Raw genomic sequence first — 23,186 nt, 5'->3', positions numbered from 1 at the left:
GTATATGACCACTTCATTATGCTGTAATATTAGGCGCGGATTACGTGGAATAACGCGGACTATGCAAATTGAATTCTTGAAATCTGCGTAATCCGCGCCTAAAAAATAGTAAGGTAGTTTTGACACGTTCCTCCTTTTTACTGTTACAGCTTTATACTTTTTTTCTTTCCTGCATAGCTTATTGTCTTTCCGCCTTTCATCGGCCGGTCTCCCGTACCGGAGTTCTGACCGACCAGAACAACCTTGAACTTGCGGCTTTTCAGCATACCCGGAAAACTGCCTTCCCGCTCTTCTATTGTCAGGCGACGAGCCTTGTCGTCCCAATGGAAGCGGATGGTGGAATAAGCTCCCTTTTCGTAGTTGTAGTTGTCATTTTCGTCCTCGTAGAGGGTGAATGTGCCGTCGGCACCCGGATAGATGCGTATCTCCAGATTGTCCCAATTCTTTTCGGCGGAATACTGTACTTTGGGACCGAACGGCAGGATACTGCCGGCTTTTACATAGACGGGCAGAATCTCTTTCGATACACAGCGGTTCAAGGTCTGTCCGCCCTGCTGTTTTTCGTTACTCCAGAAGTCCCACCAGTCTGCGCCTTGAGGAAGGTAAACCGACCATTCCGTCACTTCCGGCCGGGTGACCGGTGCTACCAGTAGGGAGCGTCCGAAAAGAAATTCGCCGCCAACTTCATGTGTTTTAGAATCTGCTGCAAAATCCATTACTAAAGGACGCATGAATGTACCGTCATTGTGGGACACATCCCAGGAAGTGCTGTAAATGTAGGGCAGAAGGCGATAGCGCAGATTAATCATCTTCTCCTGGGCATCGAAACACCACTCGCCACGCTTGCCGAAGTTCCAGATTTCACGGGGCAACTCCGTACCGTGCGAACGCATCATCGGGCAGAAAGTGCCGAACTGCATCCAGCGTACATACAGTTCTTGGTATTTGGGGTTCTTGGCTCCCCCTTCTTGGTTCCAGCGTCCGGCAAAGAAGCCGCCTATGTCACTGTTCCAGTTCGGAATGCCCATTAAGGTGTAGTTCAGTGCGGCAGGAATCTGTTTCTCCAGCATGTCCCAAGTGGAGGTCACGTCACCACTCCAGGTGTTGCAGCCGTAACGTTGTTGTCCGATAAATCCGGAACGGGTTAGGATGACAACGCGTTTGTCTTTGCTCAAAGCCTTTTGATGCGAGGCTATTCCGCTGTTGTGCATCAGTGAGTAGGCGTTCTTTACACTTCGGTAAGATCCCAAGTGAGTGGGGAGGTCATAGTCCGATTCTTGTCGGTTGATATGGTCGGGCTCTGTAGAATCGAGCCACCAGCCGTCGTTGCCGATGTAACTGAAAATGCCTTTATTCAGATATTTCCAATAAATATCCCTTGCTTCGGGATTGTAGACGTCGTAGGGGCGTGCGCCACTTTGTGGAGGCCAGGTATCAAAATTGATAATCATGCCTTTGGCATCCAGCTCCTTGCGTTGCTCTGTGTGGGTGCCAAAGCCGGGCCATGCCACAATCATCAGCTTGGCATTCAGCTTGTGTATTTCGTCGGCCCACTTCTTGGGGTTGGGAAAGCGTTCAGGGTCAAAGCTGTGTGAGTTCCACGCACTGTCCGTCTTCTGATATTCGGGCCAGTAGCGCCAGTCTTGAATCATACAGTCAATGGGAATTTGTAGTTCGCGATACTTCTTCAAGACATTCAGGCTTTCTTCCTGCGTATGATAGCGCTCCTTGCTTTGGAAGAAACCGTATGCCCACAGTGGAAGCATGGGGGAGTGTCCCGTCAAGTCGCGCACCTGGGCGATGATGCCGTCGGCGTTTCCGCCATACATGAAATAATAGTCCGCACAGTGTCCCAGGCTCTGGAAAGCGAGTTCCTGCGGAGTATCCATGAATTCTGAAATGGAGTAGTTGTCCCAATATACGGCATAGCCTTTCACGGGCGACATGAAATAAGGAGAATAGGTGAACATGTTCTCGTTCTGCATGTGGTGCATGGAGTTGCGGCGGTTGAATTTGCCGTCCATCACTTGTCCTACTCCGTAGATGGGTTCGTCTTTATCCAATAGGAAAGAGCCCCTTACTTGATAGGAGGGAGTGCCGGCATCATTCTTATCGGCAAAAGAGGTGCCGTAGTCCTTGTCTTTCAGCAGCTCGTTGCCGGCGATGGTATGGAAACTGATGCCTCCGGTTGCCGGATTGACAAGAACTTTCAATATAGAAGATTTCAGCACGGTTTGTCCTGCTTCCTCCGAAAAGTCCACTTTGACCGTTTCGGGTGATTTGACCACTACCAGACTTTCTTTGTTGTAGGGTTTGCCTTCGGGAGTTTTGTAAACCCGCACAATGGAAGGCGAATAGAATTCCACACGGATGTCCATTCCTTGTGTGGTGCATTTCATTCCTTGAGGTGTGCGCTCTGTGTTCTGGGCGGCACACAAGTTTGCAAGCATGGTTGCACAAGTCAGCACGAAGCCGGCTCTTTTCATAAAATTCATTTTCATGGTTCTTTTAAAATTATGCTGCAAAAGTAGCCTTGAATCCCCTTTAGGTGGCAACAATCTTGTTGAAACGGAACAACACTCAAGTTGATTTCTGCATTTTCTCCGCATATTCCGAGGGACGGCAGCCGTACATTTCCTGGAAACATTTGCTGAGATAGCTGGAACTGCTGAAGCCGGTACGCTCTGCGATTTCCGTAATGCTGAGGCTGCCTTCCAGGATGAGTTGTGCCGCACGTTGCAAGCGGATGTTGCGGATGAAGAGGCTGGGGGACTGGTCGAGCATGGCTACCAGTTTCCGGTAAAGTCCGGTGCGTTCCATACACAAGTCGCGGCTTAGCTGCTCTACGGAGTAGCCGGGTACATGCAGGTTCTTTTCCACCAGTTCGATAGCTTTTGTCAGGAAAACAGATTCGGATGCGTCTTGCTTGTTTTCTGTTTGGTGAGGTTCGGTATGGCTATGTACACAAGTTATGTTTTTTCCTTCCGGTGATTTCTTTTGTTCCGCTTCATAACGGTTGCACTGCTCTATCAAGTTGCGGATGCGGAGCAAAAGGATTTCTTCTTTGTGTTTCCGTTCCATCTCCTTCCGGGTGCGGTGTATGTAGAGGCGGATGCTTGCCGCAATGATGGCGATTGACAAGACTATATAGATGACGTATGCAACGCCGGTTTTCCACCAGGGAGCATGGACTGTTAGGCTTATCCGGGCCGTTTGCTCTTCATTCCAATGCTTTCCATCGTTAGAGGCCATTACCTTGAAGGTGTAGCTTCCCGGTGGCAAGTTGGTATAGGGAGCTTGGAGAATGCCGTTGCTCTGCTTCATGTTGCCGGCGGTTACCCATTGTGCGTCGATACCTTCCAGCTGATAGCGGTAATGGGTGTGCTCGCGGTTGAAGTAATTCAATGCGGAGAACTCGAGAGTAAGGAAGTTCTGGCTGTGGCTCAATGATATTTCTTTCACATAAGGAGAGGCTTCGGGTAGTATAGTCCGGTTTTCATAGCTTCTGCCCGGGAGGATGCATTCTCCATGCACATGGATTGCCGTGAAAACCGGTGGATAGGGCAGACTGGAAGATGGGGGCTCCGGATTGGGGGAAAAGATGTTGCATCCGTCGGCGTCTCCGAAATAGAGCGTTCCGTCATGTGACACGAATGCCGCTTCCGAACCGTATTCCCCTTGTAGCTCTTTGGGCAGGGTGGATGCTTCTACCGGTATGAGTATCCGGTTGCCGTCTTCCTGCAGGTCGAGCTTATAGATAGCTGTCCGGTCCTTTATGAATATGTTGCCGTCCCGGTCTTCCGTAAAGTTTGCTACGGCTGTATTTCTTTCAAGTGATAGGGGGAAATCCTTCTTGTCTATGTGGATGTGCTTATATAAGGCCGGATGGTAGTACAGCAATCCTCTGTTGAATGTTCCGAGCCATAAAGCTCCTTGCCGGTCCTGGAAAATCGTACTGATTTCTGTAGCAAGGACGTTGCCCTTTCGGGTCCTCAAGGTGGGCATGTAGTGGCGTGTCCTCTTTTCGGGGTCAATAATCCAAAAGCCACGGATGCAGCTGATGTATGCTTTCTCATCTGCGGAGATCATCAGTGTATTGAGGGTATACTCTGTTTCCATCAGCTTCTCCCATGCTCGCTTATGGAGGTCGAAATGGAAAAATCCTCCTTTAGAGCCGTTGCGCAGTTGATAGAACCCGTTTTTTCCTCTGAGTATGAGGGAGGTGTTTTGGAACTTCTCTTGTTCCGTCCGGGGATATGCGGCAATGTCATACTGTTGTTTTCCGTTTTTTACATCATAGCACACGATTTCTCCCGTGTCATGGAACAGATACAGAGATTCTTCGTCTGCAGTCAGGTCTTGTATTGTTCCTCGGCCTTCAGACAGTTTCAATCGGAAGGAAAGTTCCGGCTGTAACAGCTCGCCATGGCTGATTACCCAGACGAGCCCCCGTTCGTCCGCAAACAAATCCTCTATGGGATGCTGCATACCTTTCTGTTGAAAGACGGAGTCCAGGTTGGCAATGTATCGCTCGTTATGGAGATTGATGCACATCAGCCGTTGGTAATCCTTTATCCACAAGAGGGAATCACCGCTCAGATAGACATGGTAGAAGCCCTTGTATTGTTTCAGCGGATATATATATTCGGGGGTAGGCTGCAGAGAGGTGAAGTTGGCTCCATCATACAGATTGACGTTCTGGGTGGTGGTAAATACCATTCTTCCGTCCGGAAGTTGGAGGATATAGCGTATCTGGTTATCACTCAGACCGTGCGAGGTGTCAATGGAAGTGAATAGAAAGTCATTGGCAGAGATGGGAAATGCCATGCTGAGACATAATACCAACACTACCATGAACTTTATATCTGTTGGATGGATTTTTCCCATCTTTATTTTCCCCCTTTCCAGATACTGATAATTTTTTTGCCTATTGCCAAAATATTCAGCAGTGATACAGCAAAAAATAATAGGCAACCGGTCAATATGCATGGAAGCAGTGAACCGCTCTCCAGTTGCGGGAAGAGGTTTTGGACTACTTCTATATAGTAACTGCGTACCCATGCCACGCAGCCGATGGCGAGGAGCAGTACCAGTACATTCAGCCCTACTGTCAGTATATAATAAGGCGTGGCTACCCGCGTCGGGCTATATCCTATCAGCAGCAGGTTTTCCAGTTTTACCGTATTCTTTTGGAGAAGCAGGAAGATGCTCAGCATCAGGATGTAGAATGACAGAATGCTGATGAACAGTCCTACTCCCATGACAATAACTGTAATGAGGCGCAGGAAATAAGTTGTCTTTCCGGCATCCAGATTGTTGCCTTCGGTTTCGTAATTCTTTTGCTGGAAATAGTCGGTGATGGCTGTGTCGGTAGGATTCTTCACTTCCACAATAAGTCGGGACGGTTCAGCTTCTTTTTCCGGTGCAAAATTCTTGTTGGCCCAGTCCATGAAGGATTGGGGGACGAGAATGGTATTCAGCCGGTTGGAGAATCCTACAATGTTGCCTTTATATTGTTCCACACGTCCGTTGCCCCGCATCATGATATCCATCTGTACCAGACTCATCAAACCTTCGGAGAGTTTCGGCAGACTCCGGCTTTGTGCAAAGCCAAAGTTATAGAGGTTCAGATAATTGCGCGGAATGATGATGGGGATTACCCGGGCATCTTCGTCAAAATGCCATTTCTCCAGACTGACATCCACATATTCGTCGGGTACAGACTCGAAAAACATCTCCGTTGACAAGCGGATACCGGCTTCCTGCATACCGAGTCCGGCAGAAACCTTGAACAGGGAAGGAGTGAACGCGCCTACCCCCTTAGTAAAAGGTTGGGCTTTCAGGTCCTTTATCTCATCTTTGGAGAAGGTATTGCTTTTCCCGGCAAAGCTGCCCAAAGTACTGATTTTCTTGGTAGCAATGATATAATCCTTCTTCATGAAACTGTCCCCTTCCGTAAAAACGGGAAGGACATCACGATAGAATTGTACGCTCAGCAATACAATCATCATGCCGAAGAGATTGGCGAGGAAAAAGCCTGCCAACTGTCCGACACTGATGTGCTGGCGGAGAAGTTTCCAAACAAGTCGGTTCATATTAGCCACATTTATAATTGATAAATTTCATCATAATCCAATTCCAGATGTTTGCCGATGGAAGTCACTATGATTCCCGCTCCTTGGCGGCTGGCTTCTTCTGTCAGCAGCCTGCCCATGATTGTTCCGTTCTCGTCATCCAGATGGCTGACGGGTTCGTCCAGGAAGATGAAGTCGAAAGGCTGGCAGAGGCTGCGGATAAAAGCGACTCTTTGTTGCTGGCCGAAAGATAGCTTCCCGGCTTTTTCGTTTACCTTGTCGGCAATGCCGATTGCCTCGAATAGGGTAAGGACTTCTTTCCTTTTTTTGAAGTTGGTAAGCCGGTTCTTCAGTTGTATGTTCTCGATGGCGGTAAGTTCGGGAAAGATACGCAACTCCTGAAAAAGAATGCTGAGGGAGTGTTTGCGTATATCTGTCCAGTCATTGACGGAGAGTGAACGGATATTGCGCTCATCAAAGTTGATGATTCCCTGATAATCGTTGCGGTAACCGTAAACATAGCTGCAAAGCGATGATTTTCCGGTGCCCGAAGCGGCTTCTATGAGATAACGTTTCCCTTTGTGGAACGTAATGTCCCGATGCCATACGTCTGAGGTAATGGCATCACGGTCGGCAAACACTTGAGGTAGTGTTTGCCGTAGGTGAATCCTATTCATGAGTGGTATTAATCCTTAATCTCTAATCCTTAATCCTTAAATTACATTCCTGCAAACTGCTTGATAAAGTCCACAATCTGTTTCAGTGCATTAACATTCTTGTTCTTCAGCTGCAGGGTGACGGTTGCCTTGTCCTCGTTGCCGACAGCTTCCAGATACGAGATATTGCCGAGCAGCGAGTAATAGGTGCTATACTCTTGTCCGCCAAATCCAGCTAGCATTTTTACAACGGGCAGGTCAAGTACGGCTTCCGCATTGATGACAAAGGCTGTGCGCTTGCCTTTCAGACTAGAAGCGAAGTCCGTCTCTTTGGCAGACGGGTCAGCGGTCTTGCATGCATTCTTATACAGCAGTTCGTCATTGGTGGCGTACATCTGTTTGTCTCGTATGCCGAAGAATATGTTGATAGCGCGTGATTTATAGACATATTCATTCTCATTCAATTTCACGATGTCTTCGCCGCGTTTCAGTCCCAGTTCGGACTTTTTCTCATAAAGGGCTTTCAAGGGAGCGTCGTTCTTTACGCTGGCATAGGCCAGGAAAGAAGGATTGCTGTTCATGGTTACATTGATAAGGCCTATGGTCAGGTCGTTGTGGAAAGCACTGAACAAGTCTTTTACTTCAGCGGCTTTGGTAATGGAGAAATCGTTGCGGAACTGCTCATTCTCTTGCAGCACATTGTAGAACTCTTCTCCATTGATACCTATGCTGAATAGCGCCAGGGTAGATTTTGGGAAATACTTCAAGAACGTGTTTTCGATGGGACAAGTACTTTTGATTTGCTTTTCGAAAAGTGCTTTCAATTCTGTGTTCTCGGTATAGCTCTCTACTTTCAGTTCTATTTTCCCTTTTTCGAAGGAGAGACTTCCCAGCATCTTCAAGTCTTTCAGGTCGATATTGTGGGATATTCCGTAATTCAGCGGATTGGCGTATGCACTCAGCAGGCTGGAAGGAGAGATGAGCATATTGATGTCTCCATCCTGCTTTTGCATTTTCTTGAAAGCGGTGTTGCTGTTGATGCTGTTTTCTCCGGTCTGTTTCAGCAAGGCGGGAATTCCTTCTTTGACTTTTTCCAGTTGTGATGTGCCGGTGTAGTTCACCACCATAAGCGTGGTAGGAGTGAAAGCGAGCAATGCCCGCTTGTTGATTTGTGCAAAACTGTAACCGTCCGCTTCTGCCACATGGCTGATTATCTGTTCTTTCTCCGTAACTTCCAGAAGCTTCAGCAAATCATCCTCACTTTGAACCTTGGCTACCATGGTGGTGTAGGGGAACGAGGGAGCGTTGAAGACATAAATCGGCGCATTGACGTCCACTCCCGATTTGGCAGGGTCTTTCAGTACAGCCTCCAATTGTTGGAAAGTAGCTGCATTCATATCGCTTTTCAAGGCATCTGTCAGCTTTTGCAGTGCTTCTTTAGTCTCTTTATCTTTGGTACCGGCCTTGTCTGCCAATGATTTTAAATTGACAGCGATGACTTGCGAGGCATCGGAAGGAATAACGTTGGTGTATTCTGGCTTTTTGGACGAACAAGCGCTTATCAGCACGATGAGCATTGCCAGTACTGAGAAGTGGAAGAATAGGTTCTTTTTCATATAGTTTTTGTTTTAGTGAGTATCATTGATTCTGTAAATTGAGGATGTGGCAGGCAACCAGTGCCGCCGTCTCTGTACGCAACCTTGATTTTCCCAAGCTGATGGGGATAAAACCGTTTTCCGTCGCCTTCCGGACTTCCTCTTCGCTGAAGTCTCCTTCAGGACCGATTAGTACGAGGGCATCCTCTCCGGGATGTACCATATCCTTCAAAAGCGGTTTTTCGCCTTCATAACAGTGGGCGATGAATTTCTGACCCGGAAAAGGCTGTGTGATGAACTTGTTGAAGTCTGTCATTTCATTCAGTTGGGGCAGGCGTGCCTTGAGCGACTGCTTGATGGCGGAAACCAGAATTTTGGAGATGCGCTCCGTCTTGATGACTTTCCGTTCCGAGAAACGGCAGTTCAGGAATGTCAGTTCGTCAAACCCAATTTCCGTCGCTTTCTCGGCAAACCACTCTGTGCGGTCCATATTCTTGGTAGGCGCCATGGCAATGTGCAGATGACCTTTCCACAAGGGGGCTTGCGGAAGGGTTTCCAGGATATTCACCAGACAGCGCTTGTTTGTAGCCGTACTGATTTCGGCACGATAAAAGCAGCCTTTTCCGTCTGTCAACATGACCTCGTCTCCAGCCTGCAAGCGCAAGACGCGTACGGCGTGTGCGGCTTCCTCTTCGGGCAGCTCTGCGTGGGCTTGTATGTCGGGGGTATAGAATACGTGCATATTACAAATTGTTCTTGAGTTGGTTAATCTGGTCTCTTAGCTGTGCGGCACGTTCATAGTCCTCTTCATCGACTGCTTTTTGCAGGGCCGTTTTCAGTATGCCTATCGTGTCTTCCTGCAGCAGTTCGTCTTTGTCCGGTTCGCTGCCTTCCATCGGGTCGATGGAACCTTCGACGGTTTTCAGACATTCTGCTTCGAGGATGTCTTCGTAGACAAAGATAGGGGCATTCATGCGCAATGCCAGGGCAACTGCGTCGCTGGTACGCGCGTCAATCCGGAGAATGGTTTCTTCGGCTTTCATATAAAGGTAAGAGTAAAATACTCCGTTGTCTACTTTATAGATAAGAATACGCATCAGTTTTACACCCAGCACTTCAAGGACGGAAGCAAATAGGTTATGGGTCAGCGGACGGGGCGGTACAATACCTTTCATCTCGATGACCATAGCTTGTGCTTCGGTGGCACCTATAATAATCGGAAGCTGGCGTTCGCCACCCACTTCACCCAGTACCAAGGCATAGGCACCCGCTTGCGCCTGGCTGTTGGAAATGTTTAGTACTTGTAGTTCTATCTTTTTCTTATTCATACCTATTAAATCAACCTGATTCTCAATCAGTTTTTCTCTATTTTCTCCGGATTATGTTTATAGCGGAATACTATTCCAAATAACAGACCAATGACTAAGGCATATCCTGCAAAGATAAACCATACCGGTGTCCAGTCGCGGCTTACCAGTCCTCCACCTTCGGCATATACCGAGAAGGCATCTACCACGGCTCCGCTGGCATAGCCTCCGATGATGGCTCCCACACCGTTCGTCATCATAAAGAACAATCCTTGTGCGCTGGCGCGGATACTGGGATGTGCCTCCATTTCTGTAAACAGCGAGCCCGATACATTGAAAAAGTCAAATGCCATACCGTAGACAATCATTGAGAGAATGAGCATCCAGAGTCCGCTTCCCGGGTCTCCGAGGGCGAAGAGCCCGAAACGGAATACCCATGCAAACATACTAATTAACATAACACGCTTGATTCCGAAATGTTTTAGGAAGAAGGGGATGGCAAGGATAAACAACGTCTCACTCATTTGCGAGATGGAGAGCAGGATGACGGAGTGTTTCACACCGAACGAATCTGCATATTCCGGTATGGAAGCAAACGAACCCAGGAAAAGGTCACCATAGGTGTTTGTTATTTGAAGGGCGGCTCCCAGCAACATGGAGAATAGGAAGAAGATAGCCATCTTCTTGCGCTTGAACAGCACCAGTGCGTCCAGTCCGAAAGCGGAGAGCATCGTTTTTCCTTCGCTGCGCATGGGGGGGCAGGCAGGCAGGGTGAAGGCGTAAAGCCCCAGCATGGCTGCCGAGATGGCTGCCACATAGAGCTGTGCCGAACTTGCCTTGAACCCGGTAAGGTCCACAGCCCACATGGCACAGATAAAGCCTACCGTTCCCCATACACGGATGGGAGGGAAGTCTTTTATCAAATCCATCTTATATTTTTCCAATGCATTGTAGGATACGGTGTTGGCCAGAGATAGTGTAGGCATGTAAACAAGCATGTTGAGCAGCATGGCCCAGTACATGTGGTTGTATGTGGTGGCAGTTGAAGCATAAATCAGAGCACCGGCACCGATGAGGTGGAGTATGCCATAAAGGCGTTCGGCGTTTATCCATTTGTCGGCGATGATACCGGTCAGTCCGGGCATTATCAGTGAGGCTATACCCATGGTTGCAAAGATTGCTCCGATTTGTCCGCCTTCAAAATGTAACGTACCGCCCATGTAACCACCTAATGAAATCAGCCATGCTCCCCAAACGAAGAATTGCAGGAATTGCATGGCAGTGAGTCGGAATTTGATGCTCATAATATTAGCTTTTTATATTTTAAATTATGTAATAGATGCAAATGTACAATGAGACTAGGAGAAAAACAAGTTCTGTACGGCTTTTTCTTCAACGAAAGAGATTAATGAGGGATGGATTTTGGGAAGGAATGTATTATAAAAAAAGAAGGGTATCTATCCCAGACACCCAATCTTTATTAACCTTAAATCTAATACCATGAAAAACACAGTGCAAATATACACGGTTTATGTTATATAACATGCTGTTTTGGCGTATTTCTGCTTTTTATTAACTCTATTTAAGAAAAGCAGGCTAACAAAGCCTGCTTTTTCCTTTATTCTACATATAGAACCAGTCCTTTCAGGTATTCCCCTTCCGGATGATAGATGCTGACCGGGTGGTCGGCAGGTTGCGTCAGTTGGTGCAGGATGCGTACGCTGCGGCCGGACATGGCAGCGGCTGTGAACACGGCGGTGCGGAAGTTTTCTTTGCTGACGGCTTGCGAACACGAGAATGTGAAGAGGATGCCGCCGGGCTTGATTTTCTCGAAAGCCTTGACGTTCAGTTTGCGGTAGCCTTGCAGGGCATTGCGCAGAGCATCGCGGTGCTTGGCAAAAGCAGGAGGGTCAAGAACTATCAGGTCGTATTGGTCGCCCATGCGGTCAAGGTATTTGAAGGCATCTTCTGCATAGGCGGCATGGCGGGTGTCACCCGGGAAGTTCAGTTCGATGTTCTTGTTGGTCAAGTCGATGGCTTTGGCGGAGCTGTCCACGGAATGCACCAGTTTGGCGTCTCCACGCATAGCATATACGGAGAAGCCGCCGGTATAGCAGAACATATTCAGTACGCTGCGGCCTTTGGCATAGCGTTCCAGTAGCGAACGGTTCTCGCGTTGGTCTACGAAGAAACCGGTTTTTTGGCCTTTCAGCCAGTCGATGTGGAACTTCAGGCCGTACTCCATGGCTACATTGTCCGTGCTGCCGCCTTTCAAGAAACCATTCTCCGGATAGAGGTCGGCCTTGAAGGGAAGGGTCGTCTCCGATTTGTAATAGATATTGTCAATCTGGCTGCCCATCACTTCGGTAAGGGCATCGGCAATGGCCATGCGGTCGAGGTGCATGCCGGCAGAATGTGCCTGCATCACTGCGGTGCGGGCATAAATGTCGATAACAAGCCCCGGCAGGTTGTCTCCCTCCCCGTGCACCAGGCGATAGGTGTTGTTTGTCGGGTTTCCGGCTATGCCGATACTGCGGCGCATGTCGTATGCTATGCTGAGTTTGCGTTTCCAGAAGTCCGCATTGATTTCTTCTTCTTGACGGAAGGTCAGTACGCGTACGGCGATACTGCCAATCTGAAAATGCCCTTTGGCTATGAATTCCTTTTTGGACGTGTAGATTTCAACAACTTCCCCTTCTTCGGGCTCTCCGTCGAAATGTGCGATGGCGCCGGAAAACACCCACGGGTGAAAACGCTTTAATGACTCCTCTTTATTGGGTTTAAGGTATACTTTGTACATATATATAATGTGATTAATGTGGTAATGTGATAATGTGCATCACATTACCACATTATTATTGGCTTCTATCTCAAAATCTCCTGTCCGTTTCAGTTCTTGCAGCTTGTTGTAGATGTTGAGGCATGCCCAGGCATCGGTGGCGGCATACAGTTTCTGCGGTTCGGTCAAGGTTTCGGCTTCCCAGTTGGAAAGGCGCTGGCTTTTCGAAATCTTTTCCCCGAAGAGGATGGCGTATATCTTCTGCAGGCTTTTGTCCTGGATGCCGAAAGCGCGGACATATTCCTGCAATTCGATGCAGGCATGCTGTTCGAAGGGCGCGCGTTTGTGCAGCATCATGAAGTCGTCCCGCAAGGAAAGGCCTACTTTCGTTACGCTTGGGTTTTCCAGCAATGTGATAACCGGCAGAGTCAGTCCCGTCAGGTTGAGGCGGAACAGAAAGCAATGTTCCTCTGAGGAAATCTGTAGCAGGGCCACCTTGTGTATCTGTCCTTTTGTGAACGATGGACGGGTTTCGCTGTCTATGCCCAGCAACGGGCAGGACTTCAGATAGGCGACTGCCTTTTCCGCTTCCCATGGTGTCTGTACGACATGTATCTGTCCCGGAAAGGCGGCTTTGGGCAGGTCTTTCACTGTTTCTTTATCTATTGTTCTTTTGATAACCATAATTTAATATTCAAAGTCTGCGGTTTCCTCCTCTTCATCCTCGCCTTGCGCATACTTCACCTCGTGCAGGGCACGCAGGGTGTTGACAAGCTTCTGTCCCCAATGGAGGCGGAAGTTTTCCTGGCAGATGGCAAGCGAATCGTTCATCGTCTCGTTGAAACCCAGCTGGAATACGAAGATAAAGTCCTTGATGTCCTGGTATATGTCGGCCAAGTCTTCGGAAATGTTCCTGGTGATGGGCTGGTCACTATACTTCATGTCAGATACGAATACGTCCAGGTAGTCGTCTTTCTCGGCCAGGATATTGGCGAGGTTCATGCGGAGTACCTCATAGGTCTCTTCGGTGACGAATGTTTCCGGCGCCTCGTCTCCTATGGTTTCGCACTCGGGCAGCATGGAGGCCTTCAGGTAGAGCAGCGGAAGTATTTTTAAGGAGGTATCGACGAACGCGGAACGTTTCACCCCTTCCGCTTGTTCCAGAAACTTGCAAAACTCGGCGGCTACGGTCACAAACTCTACGGCATTCCGGTCGAATATCACTTGACTTTCTTTTTTCATATCTTCTTGATTTGAAACGCAAAGATAGCGCAAACCGAAAGTAGAAGCAAATTAATTGGCAGGATTATTCTTTTTTCACTACATGATATTCTGTTCCTCTTGTCTTCCGGCGGCTGCTGATGCCCAGTTTGTGGAGTGCACGTCCGAACAGAGCCACTTTATTGATGGACAGCCGGTCTTTGGTCTTGGTTTGCAAGAAGGAGAGAATCTCCATAGGGGTCATCCAGTCTCCTTCCTCTTCATTTTCGGCGGGATGGAAGTGGCTGGAAAATCCAGTGTAAGCTGCCCCCTAAAACCAAGCGATTCTGCCCCCTTAAAACATTCAACAATGCCCCCTTAAAAAGTCTTGACCGATGGGGTTATTATTATTTTAGTTTATTTCCCTCTGTATGCAGCCATTTTACGGACACTTTCTCCTGTCAGCTCAATCCGGTGCGCCGTATGTATAATACGATCCATAATGGCATCTGCTACTGTAGGGTCTCCGATTGCATCATACCAATTGTCCGTTGGCAGTTGCGAGGTGATGATGATGGACTTGCGCCCATGTCGGTCCTCTATTATATCGAGCAGGATGGGTCGTTCCTTGGCATCAAGGTTCACAAGGAAGAGGTCATCCAATATGAGCAGCGTGCTCCGTTCGATTCTCTTGAGTTCCGATTCCAGTGTGCCTTTTACTTTTGCCACCTTAAGCGTACCCATAAGTTTCGGAGCATTCGCATAATATGTCCGTATGCCCTTCTTGCAGGCTTCATACCCCATTGCTGTGGCAAGGAAGCTCTTCCCGGTACCGGATGACCCTGTGATGAAGAGGTTCTGTCCCTTGCGGATGAACTCCAGCGATGCAAGCCGCTCCATCTGATTGCGGTCAAGGCCACGCGGGATTGCATAGTCTATCTGCTCGAGGCAGGCCTTGTAGCGGAACGCCGCCCCGCGTATAAGGCGTTGGATGGCTGCATTGGCACGGTAGTCCCATTCCCTGGCAAGTAACATGTGCAGGAAAGAGTCGATTGTCATTGTTTCTGCCATAGTGGAGGTTAGGCTTTCAGTGAAGGCGGCGGCCATGCCGTGCAGCTTCATACGGTTCATCAGTTCGATTGTCAACGTGTTGCGGTCTTTTTCGACAGCTATCGGTGCGGTAAGATTATTTGTTTCCATTGTTGTCTCTATTTAAATGTTTTAATTGTGCGAAGTAGGCTGCTCCGCGGATGTTTTTGTGGATAGATGTTACGGGGACCTCATCGTCAATGTCGTCTTTTGACAGGAAGTCTGCATCATCCCCGCGTTCAAGGATCCGCCTTATCTCCTGATATCCGTATAGGCGCAGTTGCGTGGCGCATGCGCTTGCCGCCACCAACCGTTCCAGCCCGAAGGTCTTCTCCAACGCCATGATGCCTCTGCATGAACGGAACGCCGCGGGAGGATACTTCTTGAGTTCCGCCACCTTGCGCAGATACAGCAGCAGGACGTTATCTGTCTGGCCGGCCCGTTCGTAAATCTGTTCCAGATCCTTTTCATAACTTCCATGACGTCCGGGCAGTCCGTGGGCATCCTTGGTCGTATAGGAGTATGGCGTGTCATCGCGCTGGTGTGTGGTCACCAGACGCAGGCCATGATATATTTCCAGCGTGTCCGCATCATAGACAATCTCGACACGTTTGCCTATATACTCTTTCGGTACGCTGTAATGGTGAAGCCTGAAGGTGACATAGCCGTTACGCATTACTGTTGCGGAGCGTCGCTCTTTCATCTGATGGCGTATGGCGGGAAGCGGGCGGAGGCAGTCGGACTCAATCTGCTCGAACTGTTCCCGTCTGGACTGGGGACGCCCGCTCATCCTGCGTCCGTTGAAGGCCGAGAGCGATTCGGATATGGCCGCATTCAGAGACTCCAGCGAGTGGAATACAAGACCCTCGATGTCAGCGTAGACGGATCGGTAAAGTAGCTTCACGGCATTCTCCACCAAGGCCTTGTCCTTTGGATGACGTACCCGTGTGGGGTATACGGTACATCCGTAGTGTTCGGCAAATGCCGCAAACTCCTCGTTGATTACCGGCTCGTTACGGTCGCTGCGGGTTACCGCCGATTTGAGGTTGTCTGGTACGATCGCCATCGGAACCCCGCCGTAAAAATGAAGCGCGTTCTCACACGCCTTAATCAAGTCCTGTCTTGACTGGGACCAGACCGCCTCACAATAGGTATAGTGGCTGCACGGAAGTATGGCCACGAACACTTCAACGCTGCGACATTCACCGCTTTCACTGTCAACGACTTCCAGTTTGTCACCGGCGAAGTCGATATACATCTGGTCTCCGGCATAATGCTCGACATGGCCTACGACATGTGTCACCATACGGTAACGCATGAGATAGTTGCCGAAACTGGCATGTCTGTATCCGTCAGGATGGGTCTCGCGGTACTCTTCGTACAGGGTTTTCACTGTTACGCCTCGGCGGCTAAGCCGGGCAGCATACTCAGGAAGGAGTGCCTCAAGCTCAAGCTGGCGTTGTGACGGTTCCCTGTTACGGCCAACACCTTCAGAGAACATTTCCTGGATGCGAGCGGAAGGCATGGCGGCCAACTCCTTTATCGGTATACCACACTCTTGAAACAGGCGCACATATCTGCGCACCGTGTTGCGGGAAAGCTCAAAGCTCCTGCTTATCTGCTTTATCCCCATCCCCAATGCGTAACATTGGAGGATGTTTGCTATCTTTGTTGTCATAGTAGAAATGATTTTATCCCACCGGTCAAGACGGGAATCAAATCTACGAAAAATCCCCTGCCGGGCATTGCCAAGCAGGGGTATTTTTATATTGGAATCAAGGGGGTAGGATTATTTTAGCACAAGGGGGCAGAATCGCTTGGTTTTAGGGGGCAGCTTACACTGGATTTTCCATGGAATGTATTTTTTGTTTGAATGAGAATGCCTATTTCGATGGCGTGAATTATGTTTGTCCGGATTGTGGAAGAGAATGGCCATGTGATGAAATTGCGGATGACGATGATGATAACAACAAGTTGCGTTGCCCTGAGTGTGGCTCGCATTTGGTCTATCCTGATTCAAGTGGTATTAATGATTATGCTTGTGATGCTTGTGGGTGTAGATGGGATGGTGACGATGATGACTACGATGAAGATTATGACGATGATGATGAAGATTAATTATTGCAATTATGGAACTGGGCAAATAGCGCTATTATTACCGCATTATTACATGCTTCAATCTGAAAAAGATTAGCATTCCTTTGCCAAGCCCCCTGCTTTTCATTATCTTTGCCTCTGTAGTTTGTAGTTGCGCACAGTCGTGGAATGTCTTTCTCATAGTTGTGAAGAAGGTGTATCACAAATATGAAGAAGGTGAACCACAGCTGTGCGCATCTTTTGTTGATAAGCTTTCAGCAGAAGGAAGAACGCTTCTTTGCGTAAGGAAGACCTATGCTCTGCCTAATGAAAGCCGGTACTTTGCATGAGCGAAACCTGCAGACAGCAACAGAAATGAATCTAAAAAAGGAGGAAAGAATATGGCAATTTTATTTGATTGGTACGAAAACCCGAAAACGAAGGATAAACAAGGGGAAGAGCTGACCCTGCACCCCCGGATTAAACTGAACGGCTCCACAACGACCAATGAACTGCGCAGGCATATACAAGAATACTGCTCGCTGACCGAGACGGATGTACTGGCGGTACTCGATGCTTTGTCGCATTTTGTGGGACGCGAGCTGGGGGAGGGCAGGCAGGTTCATTTGGACGGCATCGGTTACTTTGTTCCTACACTGACCTGCACGGAACCGGTGACACTGGAGACAAAGCGGAAAAGTACTAAGGTAAAGTTGAAAAATATTACTTTCAGACCGGACAAGGCGCTGCGCAGTGAGATAGGAGTATTGAAGGTAAAGCCGCTGAAATTGCGGAATCTCACGAAAAAGAGGCTGACAGATGATGAGGTGAAGCAAAAAGTGGTGGAATATTTACGTAAAAATGAGTTCATCACCCGCAGTGTTGTACAGTCGATTTGCGGCATGACCCGCACGACTGCGACGCGGCAGATTCGTCGTCTTTGTGAGGAGAATGTGTTGGTGAACAAAGGGTTGCAGAAACAGCCGATTTATTTTTTGAAGGGAAAAGAGTAGGTTGATGCGTATAGGGCTTGCATGGATTGCACCATGTAGCCAAAATCTGCCTACATGCTTGCATGAGGTCTGCTTGCATGGCACAATCTGTTGTAAATTAGTGCGCTATATCATTTCATGCAAGCATGTAAGTAAAACATGCGATAAAACTACAGTTGTAGATTAGGAATACCTATAATCGGCAGACGAGAAATTAAAGAATGAAAACAACGCGGCAGAAGGATAGTTTTTATTATTTTTGCAATCAATTCTCAATAGTTATTTAAAAAATATGGCAAAGAAAAATTCAACAGCTAAAGATACGGAGCTGTCACTCTCGTTTTTTGGGAAAGTGGCAGCGTTATTTAGAAGTGAAACTGTTCATTTCGTTATCGGCTTGGTACTGGTAATCTTTTCGGTTTATTTGTTGCTCGCCTTTTCGTCGTTCTTTTTCACGGGAGCGGCAGACCAGAGCATCATTGACGGAGGCAGTGCGCAGGAGCTGATTTCCACCAATAATGGGGTGAAGAACTACGCCGGTAGCCGCGGTGCGCAGTTGGCCAGCTATCTGATAAATGATTGTTTCGGCGTATCGTCTTTCCTGATTCTCGTGTTCCTGGCTGTGGCGGGATTGAAGCTGATGCGGGTGCGTGTGGTGCGTTTGTGGAAGTGGTTCATCGGCTGTTCGTTGATGCTGGTGTGGTTCTCGGTATTTTTCGGTTTTGTGTTTGTAGACCAGTACAAGGACTCTTTCCTCTATCTGGGCGGTATGCACGGATACAATGTCAGCAACTGGCTTGTGTCTCAAGTCGGTGTGCCGGGAGTATGGCTGCTATTGTTGGTAACTGCCATCTGCTTCCTCATCTATCTGAGTGCACGGACTGTCATCTGGTTGCGCAGATTGTTTAGTCTCAGCTTCTTGAAGCGTAAGGAGAAGGCGGAAAGTGTGCAGGGTGAAACGCCGGAAGAGTTCAAGACCTCTTGGGGTGCAAAGGAAAAGACTACTGCTCCGACACCGGAAGCTGCGGAGCCGGAAAAGGTTCTTGAAAAGGAGGAGGAGGTTGCTACAGAGGAAGAAGAGGACGAACCGCAGAATGAAATCACCCTTGACTTGGGTGGAAGTGATGGAAAGGTAAAGCCAGCCAAGTCTGCGGATGAGGACGTTACCATGACTTTTGAGACTCCTGTACCGGAGCCGGTACCCCCTTTTCGGGAACAGCCGGTAGAGAAGGAGCCGGCATTCCAGGTTGAGAAGGCTGAAGAGGAGGAGTATGTGGGAACGGAGAAGGAGCCGTACAATCCCCGTCTGGATTTGGAAAACTATCATTACCCCACAATAGACTTGATGAAGCATTACGATGACAATGGTCCGACCATTGACATGGTAGAGCAGAACGCGAACAAGGATAAGATTATCAATACTCTGCGTAGTTTCGGTATAGAAATCAGTACCATTAAGGCGACGGTAGGTCCTACGGTGACACTGTATGAAATCACTCCCGAGCAGGGCGTCCGCATTTCGAAGATACGCGGTCTGGAAGATGATATTGCCCTCAGCCTTTCGGCGCTCGGCATCCGTATCATCGCTCCCATTCCGGGAAAGGGTACGATTGGTATCGAAGTGCCCAACTCCAATCCGAAGATTGTATCCGGTCAGAGTATTATCGGCAGCAAGAAGTTCCAGGAGTCTACTTACGACTTGCCCATCGCACTGGGTAAGACGATTACGAATGAAGTGTTTATGGTGGATTTGTGCAAGATGCCGCACGTGCTCGTTGCCGGTGCTACCGGTCAGGGTAAGTCCGTGGGGTTGAATGCCATCATCACCTCCTTATTATATAAGAAGCATCCGGCAGAGCTGAAGTTTGTGCTGGTAGACCCCAAAAAAGTAGAATTCAGCATCTACTCCGTAATTGAGCATCACTTCCTCGCGAAATTACCCGACGGGGAAGATGCCATCATTACGGACGTCACGAAGGTGGTGCAGACTTTGAACTCCATCTGTGTGGAGATGGATACTCGCTATGACTTGCTGAAAGCTGCCCATGTGCGCAATATCAAGGAGTATAACGAGAAGTTCATCAACCGTCGTCTGAATCCGGAAAAGGGGCATAAGTTCATGCCTTATATCGTAGTCGTTATCGACGAGTTCGGTGACTTGATTATGACAGCCGGTAAGGATGTGGAACTGCCCATCGCACGTATCGCCCAGTTGGCGCGTGCCGTGGGTATACATATGATTATCGCTACACAGCGACCGACAACAAATATCATTACGGGTACGATTAAGGCCAACTTCCCGGCGCGTATCGCCTTCCGTGTATCGGCAATGGTCGATTCGCGTACCATCCTCGACCGTCCGGGAGCCAACCAGCTGATAGGCCGCGGTGATATGTTATTCCTGCAGGGAGCTGACCCGGTGCGTGTGCAGTGTGCCTTTATCGATACGCCCGAAGTGGCGGAGATTACGAAGTTTATCGCCCGCCAGCAGAGTTACCCCACTGCTTTCTATCTGCCCGAATATGTGGATGAAAATGCAGGAGGTGATTTGGGGGATGTGGATATGGGACGTCTCGATCCTTTGTTCGAGGATGCAGCCCGTCTCGTTGTTATTCACCAGCAGGGTTCCACATCGCTCATTCAGCGTAAGTTTGCCATCGGTTATAATCGTGCCGGCCGCATCATGGACCAGTTGGAGAAAGCGGGGATTGTGGGACCGGCGCAAGGTAGTAAGGCGCGTGAGGTGTTCTGTATAGATGAGAGTGACCTGGAAATGCGGTTAAACAATTTGCAATAAGGAATGGTTATTTATAGAATGATGAAATTTGATAAGCTTTTACTTGGTGTGCTATTGCTGTTGTTTGCTGTGCCGATGTCGGCACAACAACCGGATGCCAAGAATATATTGGAGCGTACAGCCGAAGCCTTTCGGAAAGCGGGAGGGGTGAAGCTGGCGTTTACCGTGAACGAACAACAAGGCTCTTATGCGGGAGTTCTCTATCTGGAAGGTGAGAAGTTTGTGGTTGAGACCGAGGGAATGAAGACTTGGTTTGACGGACATACGCAGTGGAGCTATGTGGCTTCGGCAGATGAGGTGAATGTATCGGAACCTACGCAGGAGGAATTGCAGACTCTTAATCCGTATGCTTGGTTGTCCCTCTACAAGCAGGGATACAGATTGAAGTTGAGCAGTGTCGGTGGTAAGCAAGACAAGTCTGTTTATTACATCACCATGACTGCTGCCGACAAGAGAAAAGACCCTGAAAGTGTCTATCTGTTTGTGACAAAGGATACGTATCGTCTGCATCAAGTGGACTTGGCACCACGGGGGAGTAAGTATATGACTACTATCCTTATTGATAGCTACCAGACAGGACAATCCTATCCGGATAGTTTCTTTGTCTTTGACAAAAAAGCCTATCCCACAGCTGAAGTCATCGACATGCGCTAAATAGTAAATTGTAAATAGTCAAATAGTAAATAATATAATGATGGAAACAGAAAAAGTAAAATGTCTGATTATCGGTTCGGGTCCTGCCGGCTATACTGCCGCTATTTATGCAGGCCGTGCCAATCTTTCACCGGTACTTTATGCAGGATTGCAGCCCGGTGGCCAGTTGACAACCACTACTGATGTGGAGAATTTCCCCGGTTATCCCCAAGGTATCGCTGGTCCGGAATTAATGGAAGACCTGCGGAAGCAAGCCGAACGTTTTGGTGCAGATTTGCGTTATGGAGTCGCTACTGCCGCCAATCTTGCTGAAGCACCTTACAAGATTACAATTGATGACGAAAAGGTGATTGAGGCTGAAACGCTGATTATTGCTACGGGTGCCGCAGCGAAGTATCTGGGACTGGAGGATGAAAAGAAATATGCGGGAATGGGTGTCAGCGCTTGTGCCACTTGTGACGGTTTCTTCTACCGCAAGAAAACGGTAGCTGTTGTAGGGGGTGGAGATACTGCCTGCGAGGAAGCCGTTTACCTTGCCGGACTGGCTGCCAAGGTTTATCTGATTGTCCGCAAACCTTATCTTCGCGCTTCCAAGATTATGCAGGAGCGTGTGATGAAGCATGACAAGATTGAAGTACTGTTCGAACATAATGCCGTAGGCTTGTTTGGAGAAAACGGTGTGGAAGGGGTGCATTTGGTACAGCGTATGGGTGAACCTGATGAGAAGCGCTATGATGTGGCTATTGACGGTTTCTTCCTGGCTATCGGCCATAAACCCAACTCTGATATTTTCAAACCTTATGTAGATACGGACGAAGTAGGTTATATCGTCACCGAGCCGGGAACACCGCGTACGAAAGTGCCGGGCGTATTCGCTGCCGGAGACGTTGCTGATCCTCACTATCGTCAAGCCATCACCGCTGCCGGAACCGGTTGCCAGGCAGCCATTGAAGCGGAAAGATATTTGTCTGCGAAAGGACTGATTTAGTGATTAGTGATTAGGGGTTAGGATGGTAACAATGTGTTTTTATTATGCTAACCCCTAATCGCTTATCCCTTGTCACTTATTCCTTATCCTATCTTGCTGATTTTCTTCAGCTTTTCTTCGTCTATGATTTTGATTTTACGTCCGTCGATGGTGATTAACCGTTCTGTGGCAAACTGTGACAACGTACGTATGGCGTTGGAAGTGGTCATGTTTGACAAATTGGCCAGATCTTCACGCGAGAGATAGATACTCAAGGTGGAGCCGTCTTCCTCCAAACCATAACTTTCTTTGAGGAACAGCAGGGATTCTGCGAGTCTTCCGCGGATATGTTTCTGCGTCAGGTTTACGGTACGTTCATCGGCAATGCCCAAGTCAACGGACAATTGCTTGATGAAGAACATGGCAAGGTCGTTGTTTTGTGTGAGCAGAGTCATCAAGGCAGTCATGGGGATTTGGCAAACAAGAGACGGCTCGAATGCAGATGCTGCCGTGACATAGTCTGTTTTTGCAAAGTAAGGGCGGTAACCGAAATATTCGACAGGTTTAATCATACGGATAATCTGGCTTCTACCACCGACTCCGTCTTTATAGATTTTTACCTTTCCACTCAGCAGACACATCAAGTGCGTAGGTGTCTCGCCTTCGCAATGGATGACTTCGTTTTTTTTGTAGTTCTGGAGTGTGAAGTGGTTGGCGAGGAATTCCCGTTGTTCGTCATTCAGGGGAGACCATATATCTGCAATCAACTCCGGAACATTAATATCAGATAAGTTTACTTTTACCATAACTGCTGCAAAACTGTGTTATACAGCACAAATGTAAAAAGAAAAAATTAAATATTGCACAAATATGACAAAAAGATGTCGTAGGGGGGGAGATGAAGGAAAATCTATATATTTACGATTAGACGATTTACGATTGAAGTTTGTATTGTTAAACAACTACTCATTAGCAGGTGGGTTTATGATTGTATGAGTAA

Annotated in this window: 19 protein-coding genes and 1 pseudogene; 5 read left to right on the top strand and 15 right to left on the bottom strand. The window is 48.3% G+C overall.

All coding sequences use genetic code 11. The annotated features are described in order from the left end of the window. Positions 1 to 143: 143 nt before the first annotated feature. The 14 genes and pseudogenes from NQ510_RS18120 to istA form a co-directional block, all read right to left on the bottom strand. Entirely contained in the window at positions 144 to 2,495 is a 2,352-nt protein-coding gene (locus NQ510_RS18120; RefSeq protein ID WP_008665178.1) for a glycoside hydrolase family 31 protein, read from the bottom strand. Between the two features lie 85 nt (positions 2,496 to 2,580). Beyond that, a complete protein-coding gene (locus NQ510_RS18115) occupies positions 2,581 to 4,887 on the bottom strand; it encodes a helix-turn-helix domain-containing protein (protein WP_005826931.1) in 2,307 nt (768 codons plus the stop codon). Between the two features lie 2 nt (positions 4,888 to 4,889). After that, on the bottom strand, positions 4,890 to 6,095 hold the full coding sequence (locus NQ510_RS18110) for a hypothetical protein (RefSeq protein WP_005826929.1): 1,206 nt from the start codon (positions 6,093 to 6,095) through the stop codon (positions 4,890 to 4,892). A gap of 11 nt (positions 6,096 to 6,106) precedes the next feature. Then, entirely contained in the window at positions 6,107 to 6,751 is a 645-nt protein-coding gene (locus NQ510_RS18105) for an ATP-binding cassette domain-containing protein (protein WP_005826927.1), read from the bottom strand. 41 nt (positions 6,752 to 6,792) lie between these two features. Continuing rightward, on the bottom strand, positions 6,793 to 8,346 hold the full coding sequence (locus NQ510_RS18100; RefSeq protein ID WP_005826925.1) for a DUF4836 family protein: 1,554 nt from the start codon (positions 8,344 to 8,346) through the stop codon (positions 6,793 to 6,795). Positions 8,347 to 8,368: 22 nt separating this feature from the next. After that, a complete protein-coding gene (locus tag NQ510_RS18095; RefSeq protein WP_005826923.1) occupies positions 8,369 to 9,067 on the bottom strand; it encodes a 16S rRNA (uracil(1498)-N(3))-methyltransferase in 699 nt (232 codons plus the stop codon). A 1-nt stretch (position 9,068) separates the two neighbouring features. After that, positions 9,069 to 9,653: a bifunctional nuclease domain-containing protein gene (locus tag NQ510_RS18090; protein ID WP_005826921.1), complete on the bottom strand. Its 585-nt coding sequence runs from the start codon at positions 9,651 to 9,653 to the stop codon at positions 9,069 to 9,071. Positions 9,654 to 9,679: 26 nt separating this feature from the next. Then, entirely contained in the window at positions 9,680 to 10,936 is a 1,257-nt protein-coding gene (locus tag NQ510_RS18085) for a nucleoside permease (protein WP_005826918.1), read from the bottom strand. Positions 10,937 to 11,250: 314 nt separating this feature from the next. Next, complete coding sequence (locus NQ510_RS18080; RefSeq protein WP_005826914.1) at positions 11,251 to 12,432, bottom strand: class I SAM-dependent rRNA methyltransferase; 1,182 nt, start codon at positions 12,430 to 12,432, stop codon at positions 11,251 to 11,253. A gap of 39 nt (positions 12,433 to 12,471) precedes the next feature. Beyond that, a complete protein-coding gene (locus NQ510_RS18075; RefSeq protein ID WP_005826911.1) occupies positions 12,472 to 13,095 on the bottom strand; it encodes a 3'-5' exonuclease in 624 nt (207 codons plus the stop codon). Positions 13,096 to 13,098: 3 nt separating this feature from the next. Further along, positions 13,099 to 13,653 carry a DUF5063 domain-containing protein gene (locus NQ510_RS18070; protein WP_008665189.1) on the bottom strand — a complete coding sequence of 185 codons (555 nt, stop codon included), beginning with the start codon at positions 13,651 to 13,653 and terminating at the stop codon, positions 13,099 to 13,101. 64 nt (positions 13,654 to 13,717) lie between these two features. Further along, a pseudogene (locus NQ510_RS18065) lies at positions 13,718 to 13,924 on the bottom strand (DUF3874 domain-containing protein); the annotation flags it as partial. A 104-nt stretch (positions 13,925 to 14,028) separates the two neighbouring features. After that, the gene (gene istB, locus NQ510_RS18060) at positions 14,029 to 14,811 is read right to left on the bottom strand and encodes an IS21-like element helper ATPase IstB (RefSeq protein ID WP_005824105.1); all 783 of its coding nucleotides are present in this window, start codon (positions 14,809 to 14,811) and stop codon (positions 14,029 to 14,031) included. After that, the gene (gene istA, locus NQ510_RS18055) at positions 14,798 to 16,378 is read right to left on the bottom strand and encodes an IS21 family transposase (RefSeq protein ID WP_005829261.1); all 1,581 of its coding nucleotides are present in this window, start codon (positions 16,376 to 16,378) and stop codon (positions 14,798 to 14,800) included. The genes istB and istA overlap by 14 nt, the downstream gene beginning before the upstream one ends. 173 nt (positions 16,379 to 16,551) lie before the next feature. On the opposite strand from istA, the gene NQ510_RS18050 reads away from it, so the two are divergent. From NQ510_RS18050 to trxB, 5 genes are all read left to right on the top strand, one after another. Then, complete coding sequence (locus NQ510_RS18050) at positions 16,552 to 16,818, top strand: hypothetical protein (protein ID WP_005832022.1); 267 nt, start codon at positions 16,552 to 16,554, stop codon at positions 16,816 to 16,818. A gap of 359 nt (positions 16,819 to 17,177) precedes the next feature. Next, positions 17,178 to 17,789 (top strand): HU family DNA-binding protein, encoded by a 612-nt coding sequence (locus tag NQ510_RS18045; protein ID WP_005832018.1) that lies wholly within the window; start codon positions 17,178 to 17,180, stop codon positions 17,787 to 17,789. A gap of 271 nt (positions 17,790 to 18,060) precedes the next feature. Next, the gene (locus NQ510_RS18040) at positions 18,061 to 20,565 is read left to right on the top strand and encodes an FtsK/SpoIIIE family DNA translocase (protein ID WP_005832016.1); all 2,505 of its coding nucleotides are present in this window, start codon (positions 18,061 to 18,063) and stop codon (positions 20,563 to 20,565) included. 3 nt (positions 20,566 to 20,568) lie between these two features. Beyond that, positions 20,569 to 21,219, top strand: coding sequence for a LolA-like putative outer membrane lipoprotein chaperone (locus NQ510_RS18035; protein WP_005832014.1), 651 nt, complete (start codon positions 20,569 to 20,571; stop codon positions 21,217 to 21,219). 37 nt (positions 21,220 to 21,256) lie between these two features. Continuing rightward, positions 21,257 to 22,207 (top strand): thioredoxin-disulfide reductase, encoded by a 951-nt coding sequence (gene trxB, locus NQ510_RS18030; protein WP_005832012.1) that lies wholly within the window; start codon positions 21,257 to 21,259, stop codon positions 22,205 to 22,207. A gap of 83 nt (positions 22,208 to 22,290) precedes the next feature. On the opposite strand, the gene NQ510_RS18025 is transcribed toward trxB, so the two are convergent. After that, the gene (locus NQ510_RS18025; protein ID WP_005832010.1) at positions 22,291 to 22,992 is read right to left on the bottom strand and encodes a Crp/Fnr family transcriptional regulator; all 702 of its coding nucleotides are present in this window, start codon (positions 22,990 to 22,992) and stop codon (positions 22,291 to 22,293) included. Between the last annotated feature and the right edge of the window lie 194 nt (positions 22,993 to 23,186).

The organism is Bacteroides uniformis, assembly GCF_025147485.1.
Classification (GTDB): Bacteria; Bacteroidota; Bacteroidia; order Bacteroidales; family Bacteroidaceae; genus Bacteroides; species Bacteroides uniformis.
Note: the sequence above shows the minus strand (reverse complement) of the source record. Positions and strands in the feature narration are given on the sequence as shown.